Origin of the sequence: Sphingopyxis sp. Geo48, from assembly GCF_949769155.1 — a bacterium.
Taxonomy (GTDB): Bacteria; Pseudomonadota; Alphaproteobacteria; order Sphingomonadales; family Sphingomonadaceae; genus Sphingopyxis.
In genome coordinates, this window is sequence record NZ_CATKPA010000003.1 from 291,526 (window position 1) to 316,866 (window position 25,341).

The window sequence follows — 25,341 nt, forward strand, 5'->3', positions numbered from 1 at the left end:
AAGCCCGTCGCGTCAACGGCGAGCAATCTTCCGTTACGGCGCCGTAGCGTCGGTTTTTTGGCCCAAGTTGACGCTTGCGTAAAGTAGCTCTCCGGTCCTAGATTTGCGGCCAGAAGAGGAGCCTTGAAGATGAGCGATCTGGACGCCTTCCGCGCCGAAGTGCGCGCGTGGCTGGAAGAAAATTGTCCGCCTGAAATGCGCGAACCCGTCCGCGGTGACGAGGACGTCTGCTGGGGCGGCCGCAACTGGAAATTCCAGAGCGAGGCGCAGAAGCTGTGGCTCGAACGCTGTGTAGCCAAAGGCTATACCGTTCCCGACTGGCCGAAGCCCTATGGCGGCGCCGGTCTCTCGGCGGCCGAGACCAAGATCCTCAAGCAGGAAATGGCGCGCATCGGCGCCCGCTCGCCGCTCAACAGCTTCGGCATCTGGATGCTCGGCCCGGCGCTGCTGCAGTTCGGCACCGAAGAACAGAAGGTCCATTATCTGAACCCGATCGCGCGCGGGGAAATCCGTTGGTGCCAAGGCTATTCGGAACCCGGCTCGGGCAGCGACCTCGTGTCCTTGCAGACCTATGGCGAGGACAAGGGCGATCACTGGGTCGTCAACGGCCAAAAGATCTGGACCAGCTATGCCGACAAGGCCGACTGGATCTTCTGCCTCGTCCGCACCGACAAGACGAACAAATATCAGGGCATCACGTTCATGCTCTTCGACATGACGACCCCCGGTGTCACGACGAAGCCGATCAAGCTCATCTCGGGCAACAGCCCGTTTTGCGAGACCTTCTTCGACGATGTCGTCGTGCCCAAGACGCAGTATGTCGGCGAGATCAATCGCGGCTGGGACGTCGCCAAATATCTCCTCGGGCACGAGCGCGAGATGATTTCGGGCGGCGATTCGGCGGGTGAGCTCGTCAGTCTTGGCGGTTCGCTTGCCGGGGTGCTCGGCCGCAACGCGGCGGGCCAGCTCGACGATCCGATCCTGCGCGCCCAGCTTGCCGCATTCGACGTCGACGCCTTTGCCTATCGGGCGATGGGCGAGCGTTTCATCGATATGTGGAAAACCGGCCGCGCGCATCCCGCGAGCTCGAACATGATGAAATATGTCGGCACTGAACTCAACAAGGCACGGCACGAGCTGGTGATGGCGTGCGGCGGCAGCGAAGCGCTCGAATGGGACAGCCCCGAAACCAAGGGCGGCGCCCGCCCGCGCGGGTGGCTTCGCACCAAGGCCAATTCGATCGAAGGCGGGACGAGCGAAATCCTGCTCAATGTCGTCGCCAAGCGCATTCTCGACCTGCCGGGAGCGTAATCCTTCTCCCCTCCCGCTTGCGGGAGGGGTCGGGGGAGGGCCTGTCGATTTCAGGGGCGGTGTCTTAACAAGCCCTCCCCTAACCCCTCCCGCAAGCGGGAGGGGAACTGGAGAAACAAAATGCCGCTTTATCATAATGAAGACCAGCTGATGCTGAAGGACAGCGTCGGCCCGTTCATCGCCGAACAGGCGCCGGTCGCGCATCTTCGCCAGCTTCGCGACAGCGACGACGCCACCGGCTTCTCGCGCGACCTCTGGGCGCAGTTCGTCGAAATGGGTCTGCCCGGGATGCTCGTTCCCGAGGCGCATGGCGGGCTCGGCATGGGGCATATGGAAGCGGGCATCGTGCTCGAGGAAATCGGCCGCAACCTGACGCCGTCGCCCTTCCTCGCGACCAGCGTCGGCGCGGTCGCCGCGCTGGCGAAGGCGGGCGGCACGCAGGCGGGCCGCTGGCTTCCCGCGATTGCCAGCGGCGAGGCGATCGTCGCACTCGCGATCGACGAGGGATCGAAGCATCGCCCCGACCGCATCGCGACGACCGCGACGCGCGCGGGCAACGGCTTCCGCCTCGACGGCAAGAAAAGCTTCGTGCTCCACGGCCATGTCGCCGACATGAGCATCGTCGCGGCGAAGACCGACGGCGGGATCACATTGTTCGCGGTGCCTAGGCAAGCGAAGGGCGTGACCGCCGATCCGCGCCGCCTCGTCGATTCCTCGCTTGCGAGCCACGTCACGCTCGACGGCGTCGAGGTCGACGCCGATGCGGTGATCGGCGAAGTCGATGCCGGCGAAGAGGTGCTGAACGCGCTGCTCGCCGCTGCGCGCACCGGCGCCGCCGCCGAAATGGTCGGCGTCGGCCAGGGTGCGATGGACATGACGGTCGGTTACCTCAAGGAACGCAAGCAGTTCGGGCGTCTGATCGGCGAATTCCAGGCGCTCCAGCACCGCGCCGCGCATCTTTATGGCGAGATGGAAGTCGCGCGCGCGGCGGTGATGAAGGCGCAGGAACTGCTCGACCAGGGCAATGACGGCGCGAAGCTGATGGTCTCGGTCGCCAAGGCGAAGGCCGGCCGCGCCGCGAACCTCGCGGTGCGCGAAGGCGTGCAGATGCACGGCGGCATCGGCATGACCGACGAATATGACATCGGCCTCTATATGAAGCGCGACCGTGCGCTCGCCGAATTTATGGGCGACGTCCATTATCACACCGAACAGGTCGCACGGATGAGCGGCTACTGATCGACGGGAGAAGCCAGATGAATCTTCAGGACATGTTCGGCCTCGACGGCCGCATCGCGCTCGTCACCGGCGGCTCGCGCGGGATCGGCAAGATGATCGTCGAGGGCTATCTCGCCGCGGGCTGCGCGCGCGTCTATATCTCGGCGCGCAAGAGTGCGCAGATCGAGGAAGCCGTCGCCGATTTCGAGACGCGCTATCCGGGCAAGGTGATCGGGCTTCCCGTCGACCTCTCGACCGTCGAGGGCTGCCGCGCGCTCGCCAAGGAACTCGAAGCGCGCGAGGAGCGCCTCGACATCCTCGTCAACAACGCGGGCGCCGCATGGGGCGAGCCGTTCGAGGGTTTTCCCGAGGCGGGCTGGGACAAGGTGATGGACATCAACGTCAAATCGCCCTTTTTCCTGACGCAGGCGCTGCACGGGCTGATGAAGGCGGCGGGTACGCCTGAGCGCCCGGCGAAGGTCATCAACATCGGCTCGATCGACGGGCTGCGGCTCAATCCGTGGGAAACCTACAGCTATCACGCGTCGAAGGCGGCGATCCTCTATCTCACCAAGCGCCTCGCGGCGCGGCTGGTGACCGACAATATCATCGTCACCGCGATCGCCCCCGGCGCCTTCCAGTCGGACATGAACAAGGCGGCGCGCGACCATGGCGACGCGGTCGCGAAGAGCATCCCGGTCAAGCGCATCGGCGTGCCCGAGGATATGGCCGGCGCCGCGATCTTCCTCGCGTCGAAGGCGGGCGACTATGTCGTCGGCGATACGATCGCGGTCGACGGCGGGCTGGTCCACGGCGATCTGAAGACCAGCATCGACGCCTGATTCTCAAGCATCGTCACCCTCGAACGAGACACGTGACTCGTTCGACCTGATCCGGGGCCAAAACGACCGCTGTTGCATGGATCCCGGATCAGGTCCGGGATGACGAGAGTGGAGGCGTTGACTCGGCAAACCCAAGGTGTATTATGTAACTAATGCACCAAGGAGATGTGCCATGCGTTTTGCCTTTCTGATCCCCCCGATGATGCTCCTCGCCGCCTGCGGGCAGGGCGAGGAGAAGAAGGATAAGACCGAAGTCTCGATCAACGCCGGCGACGAGCATGGCGGGGTCCAGATCACGGCCGGCAAGGACGGCAACGGCCGGATCAAGATCGGTGGCGACGGCGTCGGGATCGACATGAAGATCCCCGATTTCGTCGACCTCGACGTCGAGGGCGATTTCGATATCGACGGCGTGAAACTCTATCCGGGCAGCAATGTCACGACGGTCAATGTCGATGCGCGCGACAATGGCAGCGGCGGCGACAAGGCAATCGTCGAACTCGGCTTCACCTCTCCCGCCCCGCCGGCCAAGGCGGCCGACTGGATGGCGGGCGAGTTCGCCAAGAAGAATATCCAGGTCCAGCGCGCCGGTGACACCTTGCGCGGGACGACCAAGGACGGCGATGATTTCAAGATCGACTTCGGCCCCGACGGCGCGAACGCCAAGGGCAAGGTGACGATCAGCAAGAGCTGACCGGACGTGCTCCCCGGCGAAAGCCGGGGCCCAGTAGCAATGTTCGGACATGGGCCCCGGCTTTCGCCGGGGTTCACAGCATTAGCCGCTGTTCCTGAGCGCGGTCGCGATCGCGTTGATCGTCAGCTGGATGCCCTCGGCGATGCGCGGGTCGGTTTCACCCGCGCGGTGGCGCTTCATCAGCTCGATCTGCAGCAGGTTCAAGGGTTCGATATAGGGCAGCCGCAGCCGGATCGACGCCTCGAGCGCGGGATTCTTCTCGAGCAGCCGCGACTGGCCGGTGATGGCGAGCAGCCCGTCATGCGCGCGATTCCAGCCGTCGCGGATGCGGGTGAAGATGGCCGCATGCCCGTCGACGCCGCTCGCCAGTTCGGCATAGCGCGCCGCGATCCCCATGTCCGATTTCGCGAGCACCATCTCCATATTGCCGAGCAGCGCGGCGAAGAAGGGCCAGCTCTCGGCCATGTCGGCGAGCAGGGCCTTGTCGCCGAACTCCGAAAAGGCCTCACCCGTTCCGTACCAGCCGGGCAGCATCGTGCGCGCCTGCGCCCAGCTGAACACCCACGGGATCGCGCGCAGATCCTCGATAGCGGTCGATTTGGTCCGGCTCGACGGCCGCGACCCGATCTTCAGCCCCGCAATCTCGGCGATGGGAGTCATCGCGCGGAAGAAATCCTTGAACGCCGGCGTCTCGTAAACGAGCCCGCGATACGCCGTGAACGCGCTGTTCGACAGCGCATCCATCGCCGCGGTAAAGCGCCCGCAATTCGCGTCGCTCATGCCCTCGGGCTCGAGGCTCGCGAGCAGGCTCGCCGAGACCATCGCCTCGAGGTTCGTCGCCGCGCTGTCGGCGGTGCCATATTTCGCCGCGATCACCTCGCCCTGCTCGGTGATGCGGATGCGTCCCTGCACCGTGCCGGCGGGCTGCGCGCGGATCGCGGCAAAGGCGCTGCCGCCGCCGCGCCCGACTGCGCCACCGCGGCCGTGGAACAGCTGCATCGACGTGTCGGCGGCGTCGAACACCGGGGTCAGCGCGTCGGACGCCTGATGCAGCCCCCAGGTCGAGGTGAGGTAGCCGCCGTCCTTGTTCGAATCCGAATAGCCGATCATCACTTCCTGATGCCCGCGCGCGGCGATGTGCGGCGCGATCTCGGGCAGCGCGAAGTAACGCGCCATGATCGCGGGCGCGTCGTCGAGGTCGGCGATGGTCTCGAACAGCGGCACGACCATCAGCGTGTCTTTGCCCTCGGCAGACCAGAGTCCCGCCTCGCGCGCGAGGACATGGACTTCGAGCAGGTCGGACAGGCTCTCGGCCTTGCTGATGATCCACTGCAATATCGCCTGATGGCCGAGCCGCGCGCGGACCGAAGCGGCGGCGTGGACGATCGCAAGCTCGCCCGCAGTCTCCTCGCTCCACTCGTGCCATGTGGCGGCAAGCGGCCGGTTCACGCCCAGCTCGCGGCGGAGCAGCGCGACGCGCGCCTCCTCGTCCAGCGCCAGATAGTCGCTCTCGACCCCCGACACCTTGAGCAACTCCGCCAGCACGCGCTCGTGGACCGCGCTGTTCTGTCGCATGTCGAGCGTCGCGAGATGGAAGCCGAAAACTTCGACCGCGCGGATCAGCCGCCCGAGCGCGCCGATCCCGACAAGCTGACCTTCGCCGCTCGCCGACAGCCCGTTCGCGATGACCAGCAGGTCGCGGCGGAAATCGGCGGGGGTCGCGTAAGCCTCGCCCCTCAGCGCCGACGCGCGCGGCGGCGCCTTGCCGACGATGCTCGCATAAGTCGCACAGACGCGCGCGTAGATGCCCGACAGCGCGCGGCGATAGGGCTCGTCGCGGCGGCTCGGCGCATTGTCGCCGCTCGCCTCGGCCAGCGCCTCGACCGCTTGCGGCACCGGCGCGAGGCCCGACGACACCGACAGCTCGGCGCCGAGGGCGTGAACGGCGTCTGCGTAGTGGCCGAGCACCGCCGCGGCGTTGCGGCTCGTCGCCATGTTCAGCGTCTCGGCGGTGACGAAGGGATTGCCGTCGCGGTCGCCGCCGATCCAGCTCCCGACGCGCAGGAAGCTCGCGGGGCGCTGCCCCAGTTCCTTCTCCCAGCGCGCATAGAGCTTGGGCAGCACCGGCACGAAGACGTCGCGAAGGTAGGTCAGCGCATTGTCGATCTCGTCGGCGACGAACAGCTTTTCCATGCGCAGCGGCCGCGTCTGCCACAAGAGCACGATCTGGCGCCGGATCGCTTCTTCGACGATGTCGCCCTCGGGCGTCTCGTCGAGCCCCGCGTCGCGCAGCCGCATCAGTTCGGCGATGCGGTTCTTGTGGTCGAGCACCGACTTGCGCCGCACCTCGGTTGGATGCGCGGTGAGCACCGGCGCAACGAGCGCGGCGTTCAGCAGCGCCGCGACCGCGTCGCCATCGATCCCGTCGGCGCGCAGCTTTTCGAGCGCGGCGGCAACCGTCGCCTCGGGCTCGGCCGCGACGCCCTGCCGGTCCTCGGCCAGGTTCGCGAGCATCGAGAACAGCATGAAACCGCGCACGAAGGCGACCGTATCGTCGAGGCTCAGCGCATCGAGCCCCGGATCGATCGCCTCGGCCCCCGCGATGCCGCGATGCCGGTCGACGCTCGACGAGCGGATATATTCGGTCTGCCGGAACAGTTTCTCGCCGCCATAGGCACGGATGACGTCGCCGAGAATCCGCCCGAGATAGCGGATGTCGGGATTTTGCGAGATCTGGATCGGCGGTCCCATGGGCGGCTTTGCTGCACCTGCGAAGGCGCAGCGTCAAGCCGCGCATAGCTATGCTTGCGAAAGATCAGTGCGTCCTGACGAGCATCAGCGTTCCCAGATCGATCTCTGACGGCTATCGAACGTAACGGAGTTGCGCGTGTCGGTGATGAACATCAGCTTGCCGTCGGCATCGGTGATCCGCGCCGACACGGCATAGCTGTGCCGCGGGTCTATGTCGGCGCGGTCGACGGTCAGGGTGAACGCGAAGGGCACCTGCTTGCCTTCGCTCGCAAAGCTCTGCGTCGCCATATTGGTGGCGGGCGCGTCGGCACGGCTGACATCGTCGAGCCGCACCTCGATCCGCGCGGTCGGCGGCAGCGCGATGCGCTCGCGATAGGCGATGCTGCCCGTGACGGCGAGCGTCCGTTCGGCAGGCGCGGTCGTCGCGCAGGCGGTCAGTGAAAGGGCGATGGGGACCGCGATACGGAGCATGATCTTCTCCCTGCAAACCATGCACCCCTGCGAAGGCAGGGGCCCATCACCGGCCGGTGCAAAATGGAACCGGCAGAAGATGGATCCCTGCCTTCGCAGGGACACGGAAACCAAAGGCATAGCCCAAACGGGCGGGGCTGCCTAACCTTCCAGTTCAACATCCCAGTAAAGCCAGTCGATCCAGCTTTCATGCAGGTAATTGGGCGGGAAGCAGCGGCCATTGTCCTGCAGCTGCCAGCTCGTCGGGCGCCACGGCTGCTGGTGCAGCGGCATGTGCGCCTGTTGCGGCGTCCGCCCGCCCTTCTTGAGGTTGCACGGCGCGCACGCGGTGGCGACATTCTCCCAGCTCGTCCGTCCGCCGAGGCGGCGCGGGACGACATGATCGAACGTCAGATCTTTCCCCGACCCGCAATATTGGCACGCGAAGCGGTCGCGCAGGAACAGGTTGAAGCGCGTGAAGGCGGGATATTGCGACGGCTTCACATACTGCCTGAGTGCGATCACGCTCGGGATCGGCATCGTCCGCGTCGGCGAATGGATTTCGCGTTCGTAATTCTCGACGATCGTCACCCGGTCGAGGAAAACCGCCTTGACCGCAGTCTGCCATGGCCACAGGCTCAGCGGATAGTAACTCAGCGGCGTATAGTCTGCGTTGAGGACGAGAGCCGGACAGGAATCGGGATGCCGGGCAAGATCGGGATGGAACATGGCTTGGTAACGCTGCCCCCATTTCTTCGCGGGATGGCGCGCCACTGCCTTCCCTGCGTGACACCGTCATTACATGACGTATCAGATTCTGACGTCAAGGGGCTTATGCCCGCAAGATATGGAATGATTCGCTTTGGCACGGCACAGCATATGGATTCGCTCGGGCTGCCATGCTGACGCGCTTCGCGCCGAGTCCGACGGGCGAGCTTCATCTGGGCCATGCCTATAGCGCGGTGCTCGCGCACGGCGCGGCGCGCGCCGCAAACGGGCGCTTTCGGGTCCGGATCGACGATATCGATGGCAGCCGCTCGCGCGAGGACTATGTCGCGGCCTCGCTCGCCGACCTCGTCTGGCTCGGGCTCGACCCGGACGGTGATCCGGTGCGCCAGTCGGCGCATCTCGGGCGCTATGCCGCCGCGCTCGACGAGCTGCGTTCGCGCGGGCTCGTCTATCCCTGCTTCTGTACCCGCGCCGATATCGCCGCGAGCCTCGCCGCGCCGCACGGCCCATCCGGTTCGATCTACCCCGGCACCTGCCGCCATCTATCCGGGGCCGAACGCGACCGTCGCCTCGCCGCAGAGCCGCACGCGTGGCGCCTCGATATGGCGCGCGCCGCCGCGCTCGCGGGGGACCTTCGCTGGGAAGAGCAGGGGCGGGGGATGCGCATCGCCGATCCCTTGGCGCATGGCGATATCGTCCTCGCGCGCAAGGACGCGCCCGCCAGCTATCATCTCGCCTCGACCCTCGACGATGCCGCGATGGGCGTCACGCACGTCATTCGCGGCGCCGACCTTATCGCCTCGACCGATGTCCACCGGCTGCTGCAGGCACTGCTCGGCCTGCCGACCCCGGTCTATCGCCACCACGGCCTCGTCTGCGGCCCCGACGGCAAGAGGCTCGCGAAACGCGACGCCGCCGCCGCGCTCGCTTCGCTTCGCGATAGCGGCGTCGACGGCCCTGCGCTCGCCGCCGATTTGCTCGCGCAGCGGCTTCCCGCTGGCTATTCGCTGCAAATTCCCTAAAGTGGGGTCATGCAGATCATCCTCGTCCTCGCGGTCATCGCGGCCGCCGGTCTCGTCCTCTTCTCGCTCGCGCGCGGGCTCATCTATTTCGCGCAAGGCCACCGCGCCGAGGCCGAGGGCAATCTCCGCGAAAACCAGATCATGCAGAACAAGATGATGATGGCCCGGGTTAAGTGGCAGGCGATCACGATCATCCTGCTGATCATCATCGGCGTGACCGCCGCGGGAAGCTAAGCCGCGGCCCCATGGTCAAGCTCAACAAGATCTACACGCGCACCGGCGACGACGGCACCACCGGCCTCGTCGACGGCTCGCGGATTGCCAAATCGGCGCCGCTGATGGCGGCGATCGGCGACGTCGACGAAGCGAACAGCGCGGTCGGGTTCGCGGCAGTTGCGCTCGATCCGGCGAGCGAAGAGGCGGCGATGCTGTCGCGCATCCAGAACGAGCTGTTCGACCTCGGCGCCGACCTGGCAACCCCGCCCGACATCCAGTTCGGTTTCGGCCCGCACGACATGGCGCTGCGCATCGTGCCGAGCCAGATCGCGCGGCTGGAAGACGAGATCGACCGCATGAACGATGCGCTCGATGCGCTGCGGAGTTTCATCCTGCCCGGCGGCACCGATGCGGCGGCGCGGCTGCATCTGGCGCGCGCGGTGACGCGCCGCGCCGAGCGCGCGGCCGTCGCCGCCAACGCCGACCGCGACCTCAATCCGCTCGCGCTCAACTACCTCAACCGCCTGTCGGACCATCTGTTCGTGATGACGCGGCACATCAACGCCGCCGCCGGGGGCGATGTGCTCTGGAAGCCCGGCGCCACGCGCTGAGCATCCTCCCTGCGGCGAAGCCGTGGGGAGGGGGACCGCTTGCGAAGCGCGTGGTAGAGGGGCTGCGCCATAGCCCCTCCGTCGGCGGTTGCGCGGCTGCCACCTCCCCATCGCTGCGCGACAGGGAGGGCTATGTTCCCCTATTGTTCTAGACAATCCTTCGCGCCGTAACCATAATCGGTTCTGCAGCGAAACCGAATCGCACCTCGGGGGATTGTCTCAGTTATGGCCAGCCGCACCGACGCTTCGAACCGCACCGATCCGCTGGACGAACTGGCCCGCCGCTTCGCCGCGACCCGGTGCCTGTCGCGCGATCTTGTCGCCACCCTGTCCGACGCCGACGCGAGCGCGCAGTCGATGCCCGACGCTTCGCCCGCCAAATGGCATCTCGCGCACACGACATGGTTTTTCGAGACGTTCGTGCTGCGCGACCATCTGCCCGGCTATCGCCTCTTCGACACCCGCTACGCCTATCTCTTCAACAGCTATTACGAGGCCGAGGGGCCGCGCCATGCGCGCCCGCACCGCGGGCTGCTGACCCGCCCCTCGCTCGACGAAGTCTGCATATGGCGCGCGCACGTTGACGCCGCGCTACAGACCGCGCTCCCCGATCTGCCGCCCGCCGCGCTGGCGCTGGTCGAGCTTGGCATCCACCACGAACAGCAGCATCAGGAATTGCTGCTCACCGACCTCAAGCATCTCTTCGCGCAGAACCCGCTCGGCCCCGCGGTGTGGGAACAGGGTGCAATCGCGAGTGAAGTTGCGCAGATTTCCGCCGATTCCGGGCAGGGCGCTCTGCAGTGGGTCAAGGGCGCCGAAGGGGTAATCCCGGTCGGTGACGTCGGCGGCGGCTTCGCCTTCGACTGCGAAGGCCCGCGCCACGATGCGCTTCTCGCGCCGCATGCGCTCGCCAGCCGTCCGGTGAGCAACCGCGAATGGCAGGAATTCATCGCCGACGGCGGCTATCACACATCCGCGCTCTGGCTCAGCGACGGCTGGGCATGGGTGCAGGCCGAGGATATTCAGGGGCCGGCCTATTGGCGCGAAGGCCGACATTTCACCTTGTCGGGATGGCGCGAGATCGACCCCGCCGCGCCGGTCACCCACATCAGCTTCTTCGAGGCCGACGCCTTCGCGACCTGGGCCGGGGCGCGCCTGCCAACCGAGTTCGAATGGGAAGCCGCGGCGGTCGCGCTCGACCCGCTTGGCGGACAGCAGCTCGATACGGCCGGGCCGGTCCAGCCGCAGGCTGCCAGCGACGACACGGATCTGCAACAGATGTTCGGCAGCGTGTGGGAATGGACCGGCAGCGCCTATCGCCCCTATCCCGGTTTCCGTGCCGCGCCCGGCGCGGTCGGCGAATATAATGGCAAGTTCATGAGCGGGCAGTTCGTGCTGCGCGGCGGTAGCTGCGCCACGCCGCGCGGCCATATGCGCGCGTCCTATCGCAATTTCTTCTACCCCCACCAGCGCTGGCAATTCACCGGCCTCCGTCTCGCAAAGGATCTCTGACATGGGCGTTGTCCGCCAACTCCGACAGGTCGATGCCGATGCAACGGGCGTCGACATCGCGTTTCGCGCCGACGTCCACGCGGGCTTGTCGCAGCGGCAAAAAGCGATCCCCGCGCGCTGGTTCTACGACGCGACGGGATCGGCGCTGTTCGAGGATATCACCGCGCTCCCCGAATATTATCCGACCCGCAGCGAAACCGATCTCTTGACCCGTCACGCCGCCGAAATGGCGGCGGCGATCGGTCCGCGCCGCGCGGTCGTCGAATTGGGCTCGGGCAGCTCGACCAAGACGCCGTTGCTGCTCGAGGCGATCGATCCCGCCGCCTATGTCCCCGTCGATATTTCGGGCGCTTTCCTCCGCGACAGCGCCGAGGCGCTCGCGGACCGCTTTCCGGCGCTCGCCATCTATCCGGTCGAGGCCGATTTCACCCAGCGCGTCGACCTGCCGCGCGAAATCTGCCCGCTGCCCAAGCTCGGCTTCTTTCCGGGCTCGACGATCGGCAACATGGTCGCGCGCACGGCAATCGACCTCCTTCGCAACTGGCGCGTTGCACTCGGCGACGGCTCGCTGATGCTGATCGGGGTCGACCGGATCAAGGATATCGCCGTCCTCGAACGTGCCTATGACGACCCGGCTGGGGTCACCGCGGCGTTCAATCTCAACCTCCTCGAACGCATCAATCGCGAACTCGGCGGGACGATCCCGGTCGAGAATTTCAGCCATCGCGCGATCTGGAACGATGTCCATGCGCGCATCGAAATGCATCTCGTTGCGGCGTGCGAGATGGAATTCACCGTCGACGGCCGCAGCTATGCGATGGCGAAGGGCGAGACGATCCACAGCGAGAACAGCCACAAGTACGGCCCGCGCGACGCGAACCTGCTGCTCCGGGCCGGCGGCTGGACCCCGGTCGCGACCTGGGACGACGCCGACCCCGCCTTCGCACTGATCCTCGCCGAAGCGACCGAGTTTCGCTCGGCTCCGTGATGCTCCGCTCTTGACGCCTATGCTCGAAGCCGTAGGGGCACGGGCAGGATTTCAGCGAAAGGGCAGGCAATGATCGTAGGCGTGATCGGGGCAGGGCAGATGGGCGCGGGCATCGCGCAGGTTTCGGCGGGCGCGGGCCATGATGTGCTCCTTTCCGACATCGACATCGCGCGCGCCGAGGCCGGCAAGGCAGGAATCGCGAAATCGCTCGGGCGCCTCGTTGCCAAGGAAAAGACGACGCAAGCCGACGCCGACGCCTTGCTCGGCCGGATCACCCCCGTCGCCGATCATGCCGCCTTCGCACCTGCCGACCTTATCGTCGAAGCCGCGACCGAGCGCGAGGAGATCAAGCGCGCGATCTTCGCCAGCGTCGGCCAGCATCTTTCGGCGACCGCGATCCTGGCGTCGAACACCAGCTCGATCCCGATCACCCGCCTTGCGCAGGCCGCGCCCGATCCCGCGCGCTTCATCGGCGTCCATTTCTTCAACCCTGTGCCCGTCATGGGCCTGATCGAACTGATCCGCGGCCTCGCGACGAGCGACGATACGCTCGCCAAGGTCGAGGCCTATGGCCGCGGGCTCGGCAAGGAAATCGTCCATGCCAACGACGCGCCGGGCTTTATCGTCAACCGTGTCCTGATGCCGCTGATCAACGAGGCGATCTTTGCGCTCGGCGAGGGGGTCGCGACGATGCAGGATATCGACACCGGTTGCCGCCTCGGCCTCAACCATCCGATGGGTCCGATCACGCTCGCCGACTTCATCGGGCTCGACACCTGCCTCGAAATCATCCGCGTGCTGCAGAGCGGCACCGGCGATCCGAAATTCCGCCCCGCGCCGCTGCTCGTCCAATATGTCGAGGCGGGATGGGTCGGCAAGAAGGCGGGGCGCGGCTTCTACGACTGGACGGGAGCCGAACCGGTTCCGACGCGTTAGCTTGGCAGGCTGCACGGGAGCAGCGAAGGAGGCGTCAGATGCACAAAGGGACTTTCGCAGTTTTATCGACCGCCGCGCTGGCCGTTTCGGCGACCGCATACGCCCAGCAGGGCGCGCCCGAAGATTCCACCATCAAGGACACCGCCAACCAGGTGACCGAACCGTTCGACGGCAAGGAAGCGCCCCCGAAACTGCTGGCGATCCAAGGCGACCCCTATTCGCTGGCCGGGCTGGGCAAATGTTCGGCGATCATTCGCGAGGTGACCGAACTCAACGAGGTGCTCGGCCCCGACGTCAACGAAATGGTCGACAAGGACCGCGAAAAAAAGCGCGAAGAAACCGCGGGGCGCGTCGCGGGCAGTCTGGCCGGATCGGTCATTCCCTTCCGCGGGCTAATCGGTGAAGTCACCGGGGCCAACGCCGAACGGCGGCGCTATGCCGCGGCGGTCTATGCCGGAACGGTACGGCGTGGTTTTCTGAAAGGGGTCGGCCTGCAACGCGGTTGCAAAGCGCCCGCGCGGCCCTGATACATGCCCCGACATAGGGAGCAGCGAGCGAGGGGATTTGGATGGACGTCGCCGATATCCGGGCCTTCACCGTCGATGTGCCGCAGGCGGCGCTCGACGATCTGCGCGATCGGCTGGCGCGGACGCGCTGGCCCGATAAGGAGACCGTCGACGATTGGGACCAGGGCGTTCCGCTCGCCTATGCGCAGGAACTCGCGGCCTATTGGCAGGACCGTTACGACTGGCGAGAGGTAGAGGCGCGGCTCAATAGCTATCCCAACTTCCTCGCGCAGATCGATGGCCTCGACATCCATTTCCTCCACATCCGCTCGCCGAATCCCGCGGCGCGGCCGCTCGTCCTGACGCACGGCTGGCCGGGCTCGGTGCTCGAATTCCTCGATGTCATCGAACCGCTGTCGGCCGACTATCATCTCGTGATCCCGTCGCTCCCCGGCTACGGCTTTTCGGGCAAGCCGGCGGAGGCCAAATGGAGCGTCGAGCATATTGCGGCGGCATGGGACGCATTGATGGTCGCGCTCGGCTACGACCGCTATTTTGCGCAGGGGGGCGACTGGGGCAGCGCCGTGACCTGCGCGATCGGCGGCAATCACGCGAACCATTGCGCGGGCATCCACGTCAACATGATCGTCGGCCAGCCCGACCCGGCGACGATGTCCGACCTCACCGACGACGAGAAGGCCTATCTCGCCCGCTTCGGCTGGTATCGCGCCAAGGATAACGGCTATTCGACCCAGCAGGCGACGCGGCCCCAGACCGTGAGTTACGCCCTTGCCGATTCTCCGGTGGGACAGATGTGCTGGATCGTCGAGAAATTTCACGGATGGACCGATTGCGGTCATGAGCCGGGCGGACAGTCGATCGGCGGCCATCCCGAAAAGGCGCTGTCGAAGGATGCGATGCTCGACACCGTCAGCCTCTACTGGCTGACCAATAGCGCGGCCTCGTCGGCGCGGCTTTATTGGCACAGCTTCGCGCAATTCGGCTTCGGCGAAATTCATGTGCCGACAGGATGCAGCCTCTTTCCGAACGAGATCATGCGCCTGTCGCGCCGCTGGGCCGAGGGGCGATACAAGAATATCGTCTACTGGAACGACCTGCCCCGCGGCGGCCATTTCGCCGCGTGGGAGCAGCCCGACCTGTTCGTCGGCGAAGTGCGCGCGGCCCTCGCCGAAATGACCCTATAGCGGGGTATAAACGACGCGGCAGCTTTCGGCTGCGGTGCGTGCGGCCGTGTTCCACATCACGTCATTGCCATTGCGGGCGAGGCGGGCGCCCGACTTGTTCTCGTAGATCTGACCCGCGTTGGCGGGCGTCGCCTTCAGGACCATCGTCCGCATCCCGTTGACGCGCACGATCGCACCGTTGCTGACATAGTCGACCTTGAGTTTCGTACCGCCGCTGCACTCATAGCTGGTGCCCGTATTGCGCGGGACCGACGAGCAGCCGGCAAGCGCAAGCGCTGCGGCGAGGATTGCCACCGTCTTATTCATGATGTCTCTCCCCCTAATAGCCCGAGCGTACGCACAGCACGTCGGCGAGATAGATCCGCCCCGCGACCGTCTCCATATGTTCGCGCGCCGACCCGTTCCAGCCGATCGAGCGGCACCAGGTGTCGGCGGTCTGCGCCGCGCAATTGGCCGTCGCCGACCCTCGTGTGCAGGCGAGAACACGGTAATTGCCTTGCGAAGGCTGGGTGTGAAATTCGGCGAAATTGCCGCGCGCGACCTGGTCGTTGGCGGGCGGGTTGGGGTTCCAGCCGCCCCCGCCCGAACCGACGGGCCGGATCGACTGGACGGTGATGCCGCGCAGGATATTGCCCATCATCGGGGTGTCGCGGTCGACGGTGCGGCACTGGCCGCGGAAGCGTGTCCTTTCGCACAATTCCCAGCGGCCGCTCGCGACCCGGATCGAATTGACCGGCCAGGCGAGGCCGAGATTGGACTTCTCCTCGCCGATGAAGACCGCCGGCCCCTTATAAGCCGCGTCGCGATAGATGGTCGCTTCGGGCGGGCGCAGCATCTTGTCTTCGGGCGTCTGGGCGCTCGAAGTTGCGAAAAGTCCCGCCCCCGAAACCGCGACCACAGCGGCAACGATCGACAAACGATATGCGCTTTTCATGATAGCCTCCCATTTCAGCGAAACGCGACCCGGGATTCGTTATATTCCGGAAGCTTAAGCCAAGCTGGAGCGGCTTGCAAATTCTCCCTGTCGTCAGGGATCGACGGACGCCGGTGCGGTCGTTGTGGCGGGCGCGGCGGGCGCCGCGACGGTCTTTGCGGGAGGGGGTGCGGCCGGCGGCGCGATGCCGAGCATCAGCCCGGCGAGCGCCGCCGACATCAGGTTCGACAGGCTGCCCGCGAGCAGGGCTTTCAGGCCGAGTTTCGCGATCATCGGGCGCTGGTTCGGAGCGAGGCCGCCGGTGACCGCCATCTGGATCGCAATCGAGCTGAAGTTGGCGAAGCCGCACAGCGCAAAGGTCGCGATCGCGATCGACGCGGGCGACATGGCGCCCTGCACCTTGCCGAGGTCGATGAAAGCGACAAATTCGTTGAGTACGATCTTCGTGCCGAACAGTCCGCCGACGGCGGCGCTTTCGTCCCACGGTACGCCCATCAACCACATCACCGGGCGGAAGATCGTTCCGATCACCGCCTGGAACGAGAGATCGGGATAGCCGAACCAGCCGCCGATCCCGGCGAGCAGTCCGTTGGCGAGCGCGACGAGCGCGACGAAGGCGAGCACCATCGCGCCGACCGCGACCGCGAGCTTCACGCCGGTTTGCGCGCCTTGGGCCGCCGCCATGATGATGTTCGCGGGCTTTTCCTCGTCATGGCTCGCCTCGGGCATGATCACCGGTTCGATGCCGAGATCCTTGGGGTCGTCGGGCATCATGATCTTCGCCATCAATATGCCACCCGGCGCCGACATGAAGCTCGCGGCGAGCAGATAGGGCAGCAATTGCTCGCCGATCATGCTGGCATAAGCGCCGAGGATCGTCCCCGCGACGCCCGCCATGCCGACCGTCATCACCGTGAAGAGCTGCGACGGCGTCAGTGCGGCGAGATAGGGGCGGATGACGAGCGGACTTTCGCTCTGCCCGACGAAAATATTCGCCGCTGCGCCGAGGCTTTCGACCTTGGTGATCCCTGTGATCTTCTGGATCGCACCGCCGACCCATTTGATCACCAGTTGCATGATGCCGAGATAATAGAGGATCGAGATCATCGAGGCGAAGAAGATGATGACGGGGAGCGCGGCGATCGCGAAGCTGTGCCCGCCCATTTCGGGGCTTGCGAGCGGGCCGAAGATGAAGTCGGTGCCTGCCTTTGCATAGCCAAGCAGGTTCGACACGCCGGCCGACATGCCGCCGATGATCGATCGGCCCCATGGGGTGCCGAGCACCAGCAAAGCGAAACCGGCTTGCAAAAGAAACGCAGGGATTACGACGCGCGGACGAATCCAGCGCCTGTTTGAAGAAAAAAGCAGGGCTATCGCGAGCAATGCGACAATGCCGAGCAGACCGATCAGGCGTTCCATAATAAGCGTGCGTCCCCCGCAAGTTTGTTGCCCGTGTCTAACGGGCTTTGGGCGCGGGGCAAGCCTGCGCTGATGCGCCATCTTTCCACGCGCCGTAAAAGCGATTAAGCGGCGCCGATGGAAACTAGCCCCACGCGCGTGATCGCGCCTTCGTTGCTGCTGTTCGCAATCCTTTATGGCGGCATGGTCCCGCTCGGCGGCTTTCTGGGCGCGAAGCAGGTCGCGCTCGGCCCGCTCGCGGTCGAGGCGGGAATTTTTCCTTTTCTGACCCTGATCGCGATTTCGAGTGGCATCGCCGAACTGCACGGGCGCGACATCGCCGACCGGCTGGTAAGGTTCGGTTTTATTCCGCTGATCGTCGCGATCATCCTGGCTGTTTTCGTCCTGCAACTCCCGACGGACGAAGAGATGTTCGAGCCCGCGAAGGCTGCCTTCCCGATCATTATCGGACAGAGCTGGCGCATGATGGTGGCTGGCATCTTCGCCTATGGCGTATCGGTCAGTCTCAACGTCTGGCTCTTCTCGCGCATGACGGCCAATAACGGTCGCCTGCTTCCGGTCCGCGGTTTTGTCGCGGCGGCTCTGAGCCAGATTGTCGACACGCTGATCTTCATTACCATCAGCTTTTACGGTGAGCGCCCGATCCTGAACCTGATGCTTGGCCAGATGCTGGCAAAGGTCGTGCTGTCGGCGGTCATGGTCCCGCTGCTCGTGATGGCGGTGGTCGCCATCGGCCGCAAACTCGACGCGAACAACGCTGGATGACGCCCGTGACCGACCCTTCGAAAATGCCCGACCTGCTCGCAAAGGCCGAGACGCTCGTCGAGGCGCTGCCCTATCTTCAGCGCTATGCCGGCCAGACCTTTGTGATCAAATATGGCGGCCACGCGATGGGCGATCCCGAGGCGCAGCGCGACTTCGCCGAGGATGTCGTCCTCCTGAAAGCGGTCGGCATCAACCCCGTCGTCGTGCACGGCGGCGGGCCGCAGATCGGCCGGATGCTGAAACAGCTCGGGATCGAATCGACCTTCGTCGGCGGGCTGCGCGTCACCGACGCCGCGACCGCCGAGGTCGCCGAGATGGTGCTGGCGGGCAAGATCAATAAGGAAATCGTCGGCTGGATCGCCGGGCTCGGAGGGCGGGCGGTCGGCATTTCGGGCAAGGATGCCAATCTGGTGCTCGCCGAAAAGATCAGCCGCACCGAGCCCGACCCGAATTCGGGGATCGAGCGCCACGTCGACCTGGGCTTCGTCGGCGAACCGGTCGCGGTCGACCCGACGATCCTGACCAATCTCGCGAGCGACAATTTCATTCCCGTGGTGGCGCCGGTGGCGCTTGGCGCCGACGGAGCGACATACAATATCAACGCCGACACGATGGCGGGGGCGATCGCCGGGGCGCTCGGCGCCAAGCGCTTCTTCCTGCTCACCGACGTTGCCGGCGTGCTCGACAAATCGGGTTCGCTGCTGACCGATCTCGATCGCGAAGCGATCGATGCGCTGAAGGCCGATGAGACGATCACCGGCGGCATGATCCCGAAGGTCGAAACTTGCGTTGCCGCGGTCGACGCCGGAGTCGAGGCCGCGGTCATCCTCGACGGGCGCATCCCGCACGCGATGCTGCTCGAAATTTTCACCGCACGGGGTGCGGGCACGCTCATTCATCGCTAGGGTGCGGCAAGCCGACGCGCCCCGCCGGAGATATTCATGTACCTGATGTTCCTTCAAATCCTGTCGATCCTCCTCAACATCCTGTGGTGGATCATCATCGTGCAGGCGGTGATGTCGTGGCTGATCGCCTTCAACGTCATCAACACGCACAACGATTTCGTTGGCCAGCTCTGGCATGTGCTCGACCGGATCACCGAGCCGCTTTACCGGCCGTTCCGGCGGATCATGCCCGATTTCGGCGGGCTCGACCTGACGCCGATGGTGGTGCTGATCCTTCTCATCATCCTCCAGGGGCCGGTGATCAGATATCTCTACACGCTCGGCGTCAACTCGGGGGCGATCTGAGGTGACCGATGCGCAGGTCATTGACGGCAAGGCATTCGCCGCCGGGCTGCGCGACCGCATTGCGGCGGCCGTACCCGCGTTCAAGGCCGCGACCGGCCGCGTGCCGGGGCTCGCGGTCGTCCTAGTCGGCGACGATCCGGCGAGCGCGGTCTATGTCGGGTCCAAGGGCAAGGCGACCCTCGCCGCCGGCATGGAAAGCTTCGAGCATCGCCTGCCGGCAACGGCAACGCAGGACGAGGTCGAGGCGCTGCTTGCGGCGCTTAATACCGACGAAGCCGTCGACGGCATTCTCCTCCAGCTCCCGCTGCCGGGCCATCTCGACGAACAGCGCGCGGTGGCGACGATCGACCCCGACAAGGATGTCGACGGGCTGACGCCGGTCAGCGCCGGGCGGCTCGCGCTCGGTATCCCCGGCATGGTACCCTGCACGCCCTATGGCTGCCTGTTGCTGCTACAGGACCGGCTTGGCGACCTGTCGGGCAAGGACGCGGTCGTGATCGGTCGCTCGATCCTCGTCGGCAAGCCGATGGCGGCGCTGCTGCTCGGCGCCAACGCGACCGTCACCATGGCGCACAGCCGCACTCGCGACCTGCCCGACCTTGTCCGCCGCGCCGATATCGTCGTCGCGGCGGTGGGCAGGGCGGAGATGGTCAAGGGTGACTGGATCAAGCCCGGCGCGGTCGTCATCGACGTCGGGATCAACCGCCTGCCGCCCGCCGACGGCGCGCCAAAAGGGCGGCTCGTCGGCGACGTCGATTATGCCGATGTGGCTGCGGTCGCCTCGGCGATCACCCCGGTCCCCGGCGGCGTCGGGCCGATGACGATTGCCTGCCTGCTTCGCAACACGCTTGTCGCGGCGCATCGCCGCGCCGGGCTCGCCGACCCGGAGGGTTTCTGATGCGCCTTGTGCTTGCTGCCGTCACGCTTTCGCTGGTTGCCGGCTGCGCGCAGGGGCCCGATCCGCGCAAGCGGCCGCTCGCCGCGAACCCGAGTGCTTATGTCGCCGCCGAAATCGCCTTCGCGCGGCTGGCGCAGGAGAAAGGCCAGTGGACGGCGTTCCGCGAGACCTCGGCGCCCGATGCGGTGATGTTCGTGCCGCAACGGGTGAAAGCGCGCGACTGGCTGAAGGCGCAGGCGAACCCCGCCGAAGCGGTGAAGTGGCAGCCGCACGCCGTCTATGTGAGCTGCGACGGAAACGCCGGCGCAACCACCGGCGCCTGGCAAAAGGGGGGCGGCAACGGCTATTTCACCACCGTCTGGCTGCGCGACCCGATCAGCGGCAAGATCAACTGGGTGCTCGATCATGGCGACGCGCTGACGGCGCCGCGTGCCGCGCCCGATTTCATCGAAACGAAACAGGCGAAATGCGGCTCGCGTCCCGCGGTGCCGATCGAGGCCGGCGACGAGGGCGACGACATGGCGGTCGGCCTGTCGCCTGACCAGACGCTCAGCTGGACCTCGACCGTTCACCCCGACCAGTCGCGCCGCCTCGTCATCCGCCTCTGGGACGGCAAGACGATGGCGACGGTGATCGACGATAAAGTGGCCGCGCCGCCGAAATGATGGACCTTTTCATCTCGGCGTTCGTGACCTTGTTCGTCGTCATCGATCCGCCGGGCTGCGCCCCGATCTACGCCAGCCTGACGACCGGCGCGAGCGCGCAGCAGCGTCGCTCGATGGCGATTCGCGCGACGGTCATCGCGGGGTTCATCCTCGTCTTTTTCGCGATGTTCGGCGAGGCGCTGCTCAGTTTCCTCCACATCGACCTCGACAGTTTCCGCATCGCGGGCGGGATCATGCTGTTCATCATCGCGATCGATATGGTGTTCGAAAAGCGCACCGAACGCCGCGAACAACGCGCCGAGAAAGTGAAGGCGACGCCCGAGGTCGAGGATGTCTCGGTCTTTCCGATGGCGATGCCGATGCTCGCGGGACCGGGGTCGATCGCCTCGGTGATGCTGCTCGTCGCTCAGAACAACGGGCTTGACCGGGCAGTGGTGATTTTTGCGGCGCTGCTGCTGGTGTTGCTTCTCACGCTGGGAGCGCTCCTCGCAGCGGGGCCGCTGATGCGGCTGATCGGCAACAAGGGCGAGGCGGTGATCACCCGCCTGCTCGGCGTGCTGCTTGCGGCGCTCGCGGCGCAGTTCGTGATCGACGGCCTGAAGGCCAGCTTCCCCAGCCTAGGATAAGAACGGGGCGCCGCCCTGCGGCGACGCCCCGATCCTTCCACGGGAATGGAAGCTTGTTACTGCGCGGCGTTGACGTCGTTCTGCGTCACCGGCGCGATGCGGATTTCGACGCGGCGGTTGCACTGATAATCCGCCTCGCTGCGCTCGGGTGCACACTTCAGTTGCGATTCGCCATAGCCGAGCGTCGCCATGCGCGCGCGATTGACCCCGCGGCCGGCGAGATAGTCGGCGACCGACGCGGCGCGGCGCTCGGACAGGCCCTGGTTATAGGTGTCGCTGCCGGTCGAATCGGTGTGGCCGTAGACGTCGATGAAGGTGCTCGGATACTCGCCGAGGGTCGAGGCGACGCTGTCGAGCGCGCTGCGGAAGTTCGGCTTCACCACCGCGCTGTTATAGTCGAAGGTGACGTCGCCGGGCATGTTGAGGACGAGCTGGTCGCCCTGGCGCTCGACGTCGATGCCGGTGCCCGCGGTCCGTTCGCGCAGCTTCTTTTCCTGCTGGTCCATATAATAGCCGACCCCCGCGCCCGCGACGGCGCCGATGCCCGCGCCGAGGATCTTCTCGGTGCGATCGTTGCGGCCGCCGACGAGATCGCCGAGCAGATAGCCGCCGAGCGCGCCGCCGATGCCGCCGATCGCGGCCTTCGAGATCGTCTGCTTGCCGGTTTCGGGGTCGGTCACACAGCCGGTCAGCGCGAGCGCGCCGATGCTGGCGAGGGCGGTGAGCTTGATCGTCTTGCTGTTCATCTTGTCGCTCCCTTGTCTGCGGCGGCTGCCTGTCGGCCCTGCGATCGCCGCCGTCGGTGTCGATAACATATGGCCGGGGCAACTGGTTCCAAAATCTCGCTGAACGCCCCCTGACCGGGCCGTTCAGCGAGCGCCATTGTGCTGCGCGTCCTGTTTCGCCTATAGGTGCGCGATGACCAACGCCGACAGGGGCCGGGCGCCGATGCGCCGCACGCACGCCCGATGACTCCTTTCCCCTGGTCCGACGTCGCGATCATCGCGGTGCTGATCCTCCTCAACGGCCTGTTCGCCATGTCCGAGCTCGCAATCGTCTCGTCGCGCGACCCGCGGCTGCAGGCGGCAGAAAAGCGCGGGAGCCGCGGCGCGAAGATAGCGCGGCAACTCGCCGCCGACCCCGGCCGCTTCCTGTCGACCGTGCAGGTCGGCATCACCTTGATCGGCATTCTGGCGGGCGCCTATTCGGGCGCGAGTCTGGGGCAGCCGGTCGCCGACCGGCTCGTCGCCTGGTTCGGGCTCGACGCCGAACATGCCGAGGCTGCGGGGTTCGCGGTCGTCATCGGCATCACCACCTATTTCTCGTTGATTGCGGGCGAGCTGGTCCCGAAGCAGTTTGCGCTGCGCGCGCCCGAACGCATCGCGATCGCGATGGCGGGACCGATGGTCTGGCTGTCGCGCGTCGCGGCGCCGCTCGTCTGGCTGCTCGACAACAGCTCGGCGCTCGTCTTTCGCCTGCTCGGGCTCAGCCGCGAATCCGAGGACCGGGTGACCGCCGAGGAGTTGCACCTGATCGTCGCCGAGGCGTCGAAGTCGGGCCTGATCGAGGAAAGCGAACGTGCGATCATCTCGGGCGTCGTGCGGCTCGCCGATCGGCCGGTGCGCGAGGTGATGACCCCGCGCAAGGACGTCGACTGGATCGACACGTCGCTCGACGCGCGCGGAGTGCGCGACAAGCTGCTCGACACCCCGCACAGCCGATTGCCGGTCGCACGCGGGTCGGTCGACGACATCGTCGGCGTCGTGCAGGCGCGCGATATAGTGGCGGCGCTGTTTCGCGGCGACGTGATCGACCTCGAGCAGCTGATGCGGCCGGTAAAGGTCATCCACGACCAGCTCGACGCGATGGACGCACTCGAGGGGTTGCGCGCGGCCGAGGTGCCGATGCTGCTCGTCCACGACGAATATGGCCATTTCGACGGGCTGGTGACCCCCGCCGATCTGCTCTCCGCAATCGCGGGCGAATTCGCGTCCGACCAGGATATCGGCAGCGAGCCCTTCGTGGTCGAGCGCGAGGATGGCAGCCTGCTGATCGCGGGATCGATGCCCGCCGACCAGATGGCCGAGCGGCTTGGGATCGAGCTTGGCGACGACCGCGACTATGCAACCGCGGCGGGCCATGCGCTTGCGATCCTGAAACATCTGCCCAAGGAAGGCGAATGCTTCACCGATCGCGGCTGGAAGTTCGAGATCGTCGATATGGACGGGCGCAAGATCGACAAATTGCTGGTCAGTGAATTCCGCAAGCCGAAGGCCGAGACGAGCGAATAGGTTGCTGCGATGCGGATCGGCATCGACGCGATGGTGATCCATTTCTATCTCTTGCGCCGCGGCGCCGGCCGGCTAGGTTGGGTTTCCATGCGAAACCTTACCGCCCCCATCGCCCTCGCCGCCGCCCTGCTCGCCGCCGCGCCCGTCCACGCCAAGCCCGCCGACACCGACGCGGCGAAAAAGATCCTGAAGGACAGCATCGCGATCCCGACGGTGATGGGCCGCGGCAAGGTTCCCGAGCTGGCGGCCTATTACGCGAGCGTGCTCAAGGCGGCGGGCTACACCGACGCCGACATCGAAATCACCCCGATGGGCGAGACCGCAACCTTCGCCGCGACCCTGCAGGGCACGACGAAGCAAAAGCCGATCGTCCTGCTCGGCCATATGGACGTCGTCGAGGCCGATCCGAAGGACTGGACGCGCGATCCCTTCGTTCCGGTCGAGGAAAATGGCTATATTTTCGGCCGCGGGTCAGAGGATAACAAGTTCGACGTCTCGATGATGGTCGCGACGATGGCGCAGCTCAAGAAGGACGGCTTCAAGCCCAAGCGCTCGATCATCCTGCTCCTGTCGGGCGACGAGGAAACCTCGATGACGACGACGCGCGCGCTCGCCGCCAAATACAAGAACGCCGAGTTCGCGCTCAACGGCGACGGCGGCGGCGGGCTGATCGGCGAGGACGGCAAGCCCAAATATTACGGGCTGCAGGCGGGCGAGAAGACCTATGCCGACTTCACCCTCGAAGTCACCAATCCCGGCGGCCACAGCTCGCGCCCCGGCGCAGTCAATGCGATCGCCGAGCTGTCCGAGGCGCTCGCCAGGATCGGCGCCTATCGCTTTACGCCGCAGCAGAACGAGCTGACCAAGGTCGGTATGCCGATCGTCGCCGATCAGGTCGGCGGCGACATCGGCGCGGCGCTGAAAGCCTTTGCCGCGAACCCGTCGGATGCGAAGGCGATCGCCGCGATCCGCGCCGACCCCGAATATGTCGGCCAGATCGGCACGACTTGCGTGCCGACGCTCGTCAAGGGCGGCCATGCCGAAAATGCGCTGCCCCAGCGCGCGACCGCGAACATCAATTGCCGCATCTTCCCGGGCGTGCCGGTCGAAGAGGTGCGCGCCGAACTGGTGAAGGTGATCGGCGACCCCGGCGTGACGGTGAACCCCGATCCCGACGCCAGCGCCAGCGACGCCTCGCCGCTGCGCGCAGACGTGATGGCGGCGGTGGCGAAGGCGGTCCATGCCCGCGCGCCGGGCCTGCCGATCATCCCGTCGATGAGCGCGGGCGCGACCGACAGCTATCATTTCCGCATCCAGGGCGTGCCGAGCTACGGCGTCGCGGGGCTCTTCTCGAAAGCCAGCGACAGCTACGCGCACGGCCTCAACGAGCGCGTGCCCGTCGACGCGATCGCCCCCGCGCTGGCGCACTGGGACAGTCTGCTGCGCGACCTGTCGAAATAGCGCGCGGCCGCTCGCGCCCGCTCCCCGGCCGTCGTTTCCCC

Annotated in this window: 27 protein-coding genes; 20 read left to right on the forward strand and 7 right to left on the reverse strand. The window is 66.1% G+C overall.

All coding sequences use genetic code 11. The annotated features are described in order from the left end of the window. Nucleotides 1-129: 129 nt before the first annotated feature. The 4 genes from QOL79_RS12930 to QOL79_RS12945 all read left to right on the forward strand — a co-directional run bounded on the left by QOL79_RS12930 (nt 130) and on the right by QOL79_RS12945 (nt 4,065). The gene (locus QOL79_RS12930; protein ID WP_282949380.1) at nt 130-1,311 is read left to right on the forward strand and encodes an acyl-CoA dehydrogenase family protein; all 1,182 of its coding nucleotides are present in this window, start codon (nt 130-132) and stop codon (nt 1,309-1,311) included. A gap of 120 nt (nt 1,312-1,431) precedes the next feature. Beyond that, nucleotides 1,432-2,550 (forward strand): acyl-CoA dehydrogenase family protein, encoded by a 1,119-nt coding sequence (locus tag QOL79_RS12935; protein ID WP_283419858.1) that lies wholly within the window; start codon nt 1,432-1,434, stop codon nt 2,548-2,550. Between the two features lie 17 nt (nt 2,551-2,567). Continuing rightward, nucleotides 2,568-3,371, forward strand: a complete 804-nt coding sequence (locus QOL79_RS12940; RefSeq protein ID WP_283419859.1) for an SDR family oxidoreductase — start codon at nt 2,568-2,570, stop codon at nt 3,369-3,371. 172 nt (nt 3,372-3,543) lie between these two features. Continuing rightward, on the forward strand, nt 3,544-4,065 hold the full coding sequence (locus QOL79_RS12945; RefSeq protein ID WP_283419860.1) for a hypothetical protein: 522 nt from the start codon (nt 3,544-3,546) through the stop codon (nt 4,063-4,065). An 81-nt stretch (nt 4,066-4,146) separates the two neighbouring features. On the opposite strand, the gene ppc is transcribed toward QOL79_RS12945, so the two are convergent. The 3 genes from ppc to QOL79_RS12960 form a co-directional block, all read right to left on the reverse strand. Further along, nucleotides 4,147-6,816, reverse strand: coding sequence for a phosphoenolpyruvate carboxylase (gene ppc / locus QOL79_RS12950; RefSeq protein ID WP_283419861.1), 2,670 nt, complete (start codon nt 6,814-6,816; stop codon nt 4,147-4,149). An 84-nt stretch (nt 6,817-6,900) separates the two neighbouring features. After that, a complete protein-coding gene (locus QOL79_RS12955; protein WP_283419862.1) occupies nt 6,901-7,287 on the reverse strand; it encodes a YbaY family lipoprotein in 387 nt (128 codons plus the stop codon). Between the two features lie 141 nt (nt 7,288-7,428). Beyond that, nucleotides 7,429-7,995, reverse strand: coding sequence for an HNH endonuclease (locus QOL79_RS12960; RefSeq protein ID WP_058456388.1), 567 nt, complete (start codon nt 7,993-7,995; stop codon nt 7,429-7,431). A gap of 170 nt (nt 7,996-8,165) precedes the next feature. On the opposite strand from QOL79_RS12960, the gene gluQRS reads away from it, so the two are divergent. From gluQRS to QOL79_RS13000, 8 genes are all read left to right on the forward strand, one after another. Beyond that, a complete protein-coding gene (gluQRS, locus tag QOL79_RS12965) occupies nt 8,166-9,017 on the forward strand; it encodes a tRNA glutamyl-Q(34) synthetase GluQRS (protein ID WP_283419863.1) in 852 nt (283 codons plus the stop codon). Nucleotides 9,018-9,026: 9 nt separating this feature from the next. After that, nucleotides 9,027-9,251, forward strand: a complete 225-nt coding sequence (locus tag QOL79_RS12970; protein WP_058456338.1) for an HIG1 domain-containing protein — start codon at nt 9,027-9,029, stop codon at nt 9,249-9,251. A gap of 11 nt (nt 9,252-9,262) precedes the next feature. After that, the gene (locus QOL79_RS12975) at nt 9,263-9,844 is read left to right on the forward strand and encodes a cob(I)yrinic acid a,c-diamide adenosyltransferase (protein WP_282949386.1); all 582 of its coding nucleotides are present in this window, start codon (nt 9,263-9,265) and stop codon (nt 9,842-9,844) included. Between the two features lie 225 nt (nt 9,845-10,069). Continuing rightward, nucleotides 10,070-11,356 (forward strand): ergothioneine biosynthesis protein EgtB, encoded by a 1,287-nt coding sequence (egtB, locus tag QOL79_RS12980; RefSeq protein WP_283419864.1) that lies wholly within the window; start codon nt 10,070-10,072, stop codon nt 11,354-11,356. A gap of 1 nt (nt 11,357) precedes the next feature. Then, a complete protein-coding gene (gene egtD, locus QOL79_RS12985) occupies nt 11,358-12,344 on the forward strand; it encodes an L-histidine N(alpha)-methyltransferase (RefSeq protein WP_283419865.1) in 987 nt (328 codons plus the stop codon). 69 nt (nt 12,345-12,413) lie between these two features. Beyond that, the gene (locus tag QOL79_RS12990) at nt 12,414-13,280 is read left to right on the forward strand and encodes a 3-hydroxyacyl-CoA dehydrogenase NAD-binding domain-containing protein (RefSeq protein ID WP_283419866.1); all 867 of its coding nucleotides are present in this window, start codon (nt 12,414-12,416) and stop codon (nt 13,278-13,280) included. Nucleotides 13,281-13,318: 38 nt separating this feature from the next. Continuing rightward, a complete protein-coding gene (locus QOL79_RS12995; RefSeq protein ID WP_058456333.1) occupies nt 13,319-13,807 on the forward strand; it encodes a hypothetical protein in 489 nt (162 codons plus the stop codon). Nucleotides 13,808-13,848: 41 nt separating this feature from the next. Continuing rightward, on the forward strand, nt 13,849-14,991 hold the full coding sequence (locus QOL79_RS13000; RefSeq protein WP_283419867.1) for an epoxide hydrolase family protein: 1,143 nt from the start codon (nt 13,849-13,851) through the stop codon (nt 14,989-14,991). On the opposite strand, the gene QOL79_RS13005 is transcribed toward QOL79_RS13000, so the two are convergent. From QOL79_RS13005 to QOL79_RS13015, 3 genes are all read right to left on the reverse strand, one after another. Beyond that, the gene (locus tag QOL79_RS13005; RefSeq protein ID WP_283419868.1) at nt 14,986-15,297 is read right to left on the reverse strand and encodes an MliC family protein; all 312 of its coding nucleotides are present in this window, start codon (nt 15,295-15,297) and stop codon (nt 14,986-14,988) included. The two genes, QOL79_RS13000 and QOL79_RS13005, sit on opposite strands and share 6 nt — an antisense overlap. 13 nt (nt 15,298-15,310) lie before the next feature. Next, a complete protein-coding gene (locus tag QOL79_RS13010; protein WP_283419869.1) occupies nt 15,311-15,925 on the reverse strand; it encodes a beta/gamma crystallin-related protein in 615 nt (204 codons plus the stop codon). 93 nt (nt 15,926-16,018) lie between these two features. Beyond that, on the reverse strand, nt 16,019-17,344 hold the full coding sequence (locus QOL79_RS13015; RefSeq protein WP_283419870.1) for a NupC/NupG family nucleoside CNT transporter: 1,326 nt from the start codon (nt 17,342-17,344) through the stop codon (nt 16,019-16,021). A gap of 117 nt (nt 17,345-17,461) precedes the next feature. Here QOL79_RS13015 and QOL79_RS13020 point away from each other — a divergent pair, with 117 nt between their 5' ends. The 6 genes from QOL79_RS13020 to QOL79_RS13045 are packed head-to-tail and all read left to right on the forward strand — an operon-like array spanning nt 17,462 to nt 21,548. Then, nucleotides 17,462-18,109 carry a queuosine precursor transporter gene (locus tag QOL79_RS13020; RefSeq protein ID WP_283419871.1) on the forward strand — a complete coding sequence of 216 codons (648 nt, stop codon included), beginning with the start codon at nt 17,462-17,464 and terminating at the stop codon, nt 18,107-18,109. Then, the gene (argB, locus tag QOL79_RS13025) at nt 18,106-19,014 is read left to right on the forward strand and encodes an acetylglutamate kinase (RefSeq protein ID WP_058456328.1); all 909 of its coding nucleotides are present in this window, start codon (nt 18,106-18,108) and stop codon (nt 19,012-19,014) included. Before QOL79_RS13020 ends, argB begins: the two co-directional genes overlap by 4 nt. A 36-nt stretch (nt 19,015-19,050) precedes the next feature. Then, on the forward strand, nt 19,051-19,359 hold the full coding sequence (locus QOL79_RS13030; protein ID WP_204992196.1) for a YggT family protein: 309 nt from the start codon (nt 19,051-19,053) through the stop codon (nt 19,357-19,359). 1 nt (nt 19,360) lies between these two features. After that, the gene (gene folD / locus QOL79_RS13035) at nt 19,361-20,257 is read left to right on the forward strand and encodes a bifunctional methylenetetrahydrofolate dehydrogenase/methenyltetrahydrofolate cyclohydrolase FolD (protein ID WP_282949396.1); all 897 of its coding nucleotides are present in this window, start codon (nt 19,361-19,363) and stop codon (nt 20,255-20,257) included. Then, a complete protein-coding gene (locus QOL79_RS13040) occupies nt 20,257-20,922 on the forward strand; it encodes a hypothetical protein (RefSeq protein ID WP_058456325.1) in 666 nt (221 codons plus the stop codon). Before folD ends, QOL79_RS13040 begins: the two co-directional genes overlap by 1 nt. Continuing rightward, entirely contained in the window at nt 20,919-21,548 is a 630-nt protein-coding gene (locus QOL79_RS13045; protein WP_058456324.1) for a MarC family protein, read from the forward strand. Before QOL79_RS13040 ends, QOL79_RS13045 begins: the two co-directional genes overlap by 4 nt. 56 nt (nt 21,549-21,604) lie before the next feature. Here the strand turns inward: QOL79_RS13045 and QOL79_RS13050 are convergent, their stop codons facing one another. Further along, nucleotides 21,605-22,294, reverse strand: a complete 690-nt coding sequence (locus QOL79_RS13050; protein WP_058456323.1) for a YiaD family glycine zipper/OmpA-like lipoprotein — start codon at nt 22,292-22,294, stop codon at nt 21,605-21,607. A gap of 222 nt (nt 22,295-22,516) precedes the next feature. Between QOL79_RS13050 and QOL79_RS13055 the strand changes: the two genes are divergently transcribed. After that, on the forward strand, nt 22,517-23,839 hold the full coding sequence (locus QOL79_RS13055; protein WP_283419872.1) for a hemolysin family protein: 1,323 nt from the start codon (nt 22,517-22,519) through the stop codon (nt 23,837-23,839). 87 nt (nt 23,840-23,926) lie between these two features. Further along, nucleotides 23,927-25,300 carry a M20/M25/M40 family metallo-hydrolase gene (locus QOL79_RS13060; protein WP_283419873.1) on the forward strand — a complete coding sequence of 458 codons (1,374 nt, stop codon included), beginning with the start codon at nt 23,927-23,929 and terminating at the stop codon, nt 25,298-25,300. The last annotated feature ends 41 nt before the right edge of the window (nt 25,301-25,341 follow it).